Genomic DNA, 5,415 nt, shown 5'->3' on the forward strand with positions numbered 1-5,415 from the left:
TATATTTGCACCCGCTAAAACGGTAAAGGTATTGTTTTGGTGGGGCGAAAAAGGGGTCCTTTCGGGGCGTTTTTTTTGCTTTGAGAACAGGAAAGTTCATTGGCATTATTGAAACAGACAGCGTAAATCAGAGAAGATTTTGAGATGAACCATTTTGGTGCCGGGCTCATTTGTATTGGAGCGACATATAATATATGACGCATTACAATGAAGAGTTTGATCCTGGCTCAGGATGAACGCTAGCGGCAGGCCTAACACATGCAAGTCGAGGGGTAACAGGGATAGCTTGCTATTCGCTGACGACCGGCGCACGGGTGCGGAACGCGTATGGAACCTGCCCCTGTCAGGGGAATAGCCCAGAGAAATTTGGATTAATGCCCCATGGTATCGAATTACCGCATGGTAATTTGATTAAAGATTTATCGGACAGGGATGGCCATGCGTACCATTAGCTTGTTGGTGGGGTAACGGCCCACCAAGGCAACGATGGTTAGGGGCCCTGAGAGGGGGATCCCCCACACTGGTACTGAGACACGGACCAGACTCCTACGGGAGGCAGCAGTGAGGAATATTGGACAATGGCCGGAAGGTTGATCCAGCCATGCCGCGTGCAGGATGACGGCCCTATGGGTTGTAAACTGCTTTTACACGGGAAGAAACCTCCCCTCGTGAGGGGAGCTGACGGTACCGTGAGAATAAGGACCGGCTAACTCCGTGCCAGCAGCCGCGGTAATACGGAGGGTCCGAGCGTTATCCGGAATCATTGGGTTTAAAGGGTCCGTAGGCGGGCCTGTAAGTCAGGGGTGAAAGGCCACGGCTCAACCGTGGGACTGCCCTTGATACTGCAGGTCTTGAGTTATAGTGGGGTTGCCGGAACATGTGGTGTAGCGGTGAAATGCATAGATATCACATAGAACACCGATCGCGAAGGCAGGTGACCAACTATATACTGACGCTGATGGACGAAAGCGTGGGTAGCGAACGGGATTAGATACCCCGGTAGTCCACGCCGTAAACGATGGATACTAGCTGTCGGGACTTCGGTCTCGGCGGCCAAGCGAAAGTGATAAGTATCCCACCTGGGGAGTACGTTCGCAAGAATGAAACTCAAAGGAATTGACGGGGGCCCGCACAAGCGGTGGAGCATGTGGTTTAATTCGATGATACGCGAGGAACCTTACCAGGGCTTAAATGCGGGCTGCATGGGACAGAGACGTCCCTTTCTTCGGACCGCCCGCAAGGTGCTGCATGGTTGTCGTCAGCTCGTGCCGTGAGGTGTCAGGTTAAGTCCTATAACGAGCGCAACCCCTACCGTTAGTTGCCAGCAAGTAAAGTTGGGGACTCTAACGGGACTGCCGGTGCAAACCGTGAGGAAGGTGGGGACGACGTCAAATCATCACGGCCCTTACGTCCTGGGCCACACACGTGCTACAATGGCCGGTACAGAGGGAAGCCACCCCGCAAGGGGGCGCGGATCTACAAAGCCGGTCACAGTTCGGATCGGGGTCTGCAACTCGACCCCGTGAAGCTGGAATCGCTAGTAATCGGATATCAGCCATGATCCGGTGAATACGTTCCCGGGCCTTGTACACACCGCCCGTCAAGCCATGGAAGCCGGGAGTGCCTGAAGTCCGTGACCGAAAGGAGCGGCCTAGGGCAAAATCGGTAACTAGGGCTAAGTCGTAACAAGGTAGCCGTACCGGAAGGTGCGGCTGGAACACCTCCTTTCTAGAGAAAGGTCGCCCGATACGAGGATCGGGCCCGCGCCGGGATGATTGTTTTCAGGTCTTTTCTGATGTTGTCTGTTCAATGCCATTGATGATATATTGTTGAAGTCTCGTAGCTCAGCTGGTTAGAGCGCTACACTGATAATGTAGAGGTCGGCAGTTCGAGCCTGCCCGAGACTACGAAGTTCATTGATTTGAAATAGGAAATTCTGGAAGTTGGGTCATCGTTTACGGTGCGCCGTTTTTTTTAAACTGTCAACTGTTCACTGGCAACTGACAACTGGAAAGACGGGGAATTAGCTCAGCTGGCTAGAGCGCCTGCCTTGCACGCAGGAGGTCACCGGTTCGACTCCGGTATTCTCCACTTGTGCCCAGCTTGACTGGGTACCTCTTTGGAAGGGCACCGATCAAGGTCGGTCCTGAACCGAAGAGACCCCAAAGGCGGCTTCGAGAAGCTCGCCGTGAATTTGGGGTAAACGTTCATTGACATATTGGGACGGAACGGACATATCCTTCAGGGGATGTGTTTTGTGAAGTCAAAGAAGAAACACGAAGTAGAATAGAATATTTGTAAAGGAATACGAGGGCGCTGCCATGGATGTTTCCATGGCGCGCGACAAGCAAAAGAAGGGCGTATGGGGGATGCCTAGGCTCCCAGAGGCGACGAAGGACGTGATAAGCTGCGAAAAACCGCGGGGAGCTGCACATGAGCATTGATCCGCGGGTGTCCGAATGGGGCAACCCGGCATACTGAAGGTATGTCACCCGAGAGGGGGCTAACCCGCTGAACTGAAACATCTAAGTAGGCGGAGGAAGAGAAAACAAGAGTGATTCCGTGAGTAGTGGCGAGCGAAAGCGGAACAGCCCAAACCAATGTTGTTTCGGCAATGTTGGGGTTGTAGGACTGTAATGTTCGATGCAAAGTGAAGTGGAAGTGTTTGGAAAGACACACCATAGAAAGTGATAGTCTTGTACACGCAAGCGATGTTATCGATAACAGTATCCTGAGTAGCGCGGGGCACGTGAAACCCTGTGTGAATCCGGCGGGACCATCCGCCAAGGCTAAATACTCCTGGGAGACCGATAGTGAACCAGTACCGTGAGGGAAAGGTGAAAAGAACCCTGAACAAGGGAGTGAAAAAGACCCTGAAACCATACGCCTACAAGCGGTCGGAGCATGTTTACATGTGACGGCGTGCCTTTTGCATAATGAGCCTACGAGTTACTTTTACTGGCAAGGTTAAGCACTTATGGTGCGGATCCGCAGCGAAAGCGAGTCTGAACAGGGCGCCCATAGTCAGTAGTAGTAGACGCGAAACCGTGCGATCTACCCATGGGCAGGTTGAAGCTGTGGTAACACACAGTGGAGGACCGAACCCGTTGACGTTGAAAAGTCTTGGGATGACCTGTGGGTAGGGGTGAAAGGCCAATCAAGCTCGGAAATAGCTCGTACTCCCCGAAATGCATTTAGGTGCAGCGTGTTATTAGTTTCATAGAGGTAGAGCTACTGATTGGATGCGGGGGCTTCACCGCCTACCAATTCCTGACAAACTCCGAATGCTATGAAATGATGTAACGCAGTGAGGGCATGGGTGCTAAGGTCCATGTCCGAGAGGGAAAGAACCCGGACCATCGGCTAAGGTCCCCAAATATGTGCTAAGTTGACAAAACGCGGTGGAACTGCACAGACAGCCAGGATGTTGGCTTGGAAGCAGCCATTCATTTAAAGAGTGCGTAACAGCTCACTGGTCGAGCGGTTCCGCATGGATAATGATCGGGCATAAGCACATTACCGAAGCCATGGCCTTGTATTTATACAAGGGGTAGGGGAGCATTCCATTCTGCGTTGAAGCGGTCCTGCGAGGTACCGTGGAGCGTATGGAAACGAAAATGTAGGCATAAGTAACGATAAGACAGGCGAGAAACCTGTCCGCCGAAAGACCAAGGTTTCCCCGGCCATGCTAATCAGCCGGGGGTCAGTCGGGACCTAACACGAACCCGAAAGGGGCAGTGGATGGACAAGCGGTTAATATTCCGCTACCCGCAATGCGACAAAAGTGACGGGGCACCGGGGTCGGTGCGCACTGACGGAATAGTGCGTTGAACCTTCGGGGATAGTACACCAAGGCCACGGCCGCGGTGATAATCCGGCGAAGGTGCCTCCAAGAAAAGCGAGCATTGCGGCCCGTACCGTAAACCGACACAGGTGGTCGGGATGAGTATTCTAAGGCGCTCGAGAGATTCATGGTTAAGGAACTAGGCAAAATGGACGCGTAACTTCGGGAGAAGCGTCGCTCCCCTCTGGGGGAGCCGCAGTGAATGGGCCCAGGCGACTGTTTATCAAAAACACAGGGCTATGCCAAATCGAAAGATGACGTATATGGCCTGACACCTGCCCGGTGCCGGAAGGTTAAAGGGAGATGTTATCCGCAAGGTGAAGCATTGAACTGAAGCCCCGGTAAACGGCGGCCGTAACTATAACGGTCCTAAGGTAGCGAAATTCCTTGTCGGGTAAGTTCCGACCTGCACGAATGGTGCAACGATCTGGGCACTGTCTCAACCATGATCTCGGTGAAATTGTAGTATCGGTGAAGATGCCGGTTACCCGCAGTGGGACGAAAAGACCCCGTGCACCTTTACTATAGCTTCGTATTGACCCTGGGCAAGGGATGTGTAGGATAGCTGGGAGGCTTTGAATCTGTGTCGCCAGGCATGGAGGAGCCGTTGTTGAAATACCAGCCTTCGTTTGTCCGGGGCCTAACCTCGCGAGAGGGACAGTGCGTGGTGGGTAGTTTGACTGGGGTGGTCGCCTCCAAAAGAGTAACGGAGGCTTCTAAAGGTGCCCTCAACACGGTTGGCAATCGTGTGCAGAGTGCAATGGCACAAGGGCGCTTGACTGTGAGACATACAGGTCGAACAGGTAGGAAACTAGAGCATAGTGATCCGGTGGTTCCGCATGGAAGGGCCATCGCTCAAAGGATAAAAGGTACGCCGGGGATAACAGGCTGATCTCCCCCAAGAGCTCACATCGACGGGGGGGTTTGGCACCTCGATGTCGGCTCGTCACATCCTGGGGCTGGAGAAGGTCCCAAGGGTTGGGCTGTTCGCCCATTAAAGTGGCACGCGAGCTGGGTTCAGAACGTCGTGAGACAGTTCGGTCTCTATCTACTGCGGGCGTTAGATATTTGAGTGGACCTGGTCCTAGTACGAGAGGACCGGACTGGACCGACCGCTGGTGCACCGGTTGTCCCGCCAGGGGCATTGCCGGGTAGCTAAGTCGGGATGGGATAAGCGCTGAAAGCATATAAGCGCGAAACCCGCCACAAGATGAGATATCTTTAAAGGACCGTGGGAGATGACCACGTTGATAGGCCGTAGGTGGAAGTGCAGCGATGCATGCAGCCGAGCGGTACTAATTGTCCGTAAGCTTGCGCGGGAAGCGCCCCCGAAGCCTTTATAACATCGAAATACTTTACGTGAATCTTCTGGGACCCAAGCGGTTCCGTCCCAACATATGTCATTTTATAAAAGTATTTAAAATCTGGGTGGCCATGGCGACGGGGTTCACCCCTTCCCATCCCGAACAGGGAAGTTAAGCCCGTTTGCGCCGATGGTACTGCCACACAAGGTGGGAGAGTAGGTAGCCGCCTTCCTCGAGGCCCCTCACTGTTCAGTGAGGGGCTTTTTT

Annotated in this window: 2 tRNA genes and 3 rRNA genes; all 5 read left to right on the forward strand. The window is 53.4% G+C overall.

The annotated features are described in order from the left end of the window. Positions 1–204 precede the first annotated feature (204 nt). The 5 genes from CLV81_RS20395 (at position 205) to rrf (ending at position 5,380) form a co-directional block, all read left to right on the forward strand. A 16S ribosomal RNA gene (locus CLV81_RS20395) occupies positions 205–1,728 on the forward strand. 105 nt (positions 1,729–1,833) lie between these two features. After that, positions 1,834–1,907: transfer RNA gene (locus CLV81_RS20400), tRNA-Ile, on the forward strand. Between the two features lie 110 nt (positions 1,908–2,017). Continuing rightward, positions 2,018–2,091, forward strand: a tRNA-Ala gene (locus CLV81_RS20405). Positions 2,092–2,340: 249 nt separating this feature from the next. Next, positions 2,341–5,163 (forward strand): 23S ribosomal RNA (locus tag CLV81_RS20410). Positions 5,164–5,268: 105 nt separating this feature from the next. Then, positions 5,269–5,380: ribosomal RNA gene (rrf, locus tag CLV81_RS20415) — 5S ribosomal RNA — on the forward strand. Together the 16S, 23S and 5S rRNA genes with 2 tRNA genes alongside form the textbook arrangement of a ribosomal RNA operon. The last annotated feature ends 35 nt before the right edge of the window (positions 5,381–5,415 follow it).

It is taken from the genome of Flagellimonas meridianipacifica, assembly GCF_003001695.1.
Lineage (GTDB): Bacteria > Bacteroidota > Bacteroidia > Flavobacteriales > Flavobacteriaceae > Flagellimonas > Flagellimonas meridianipacifica.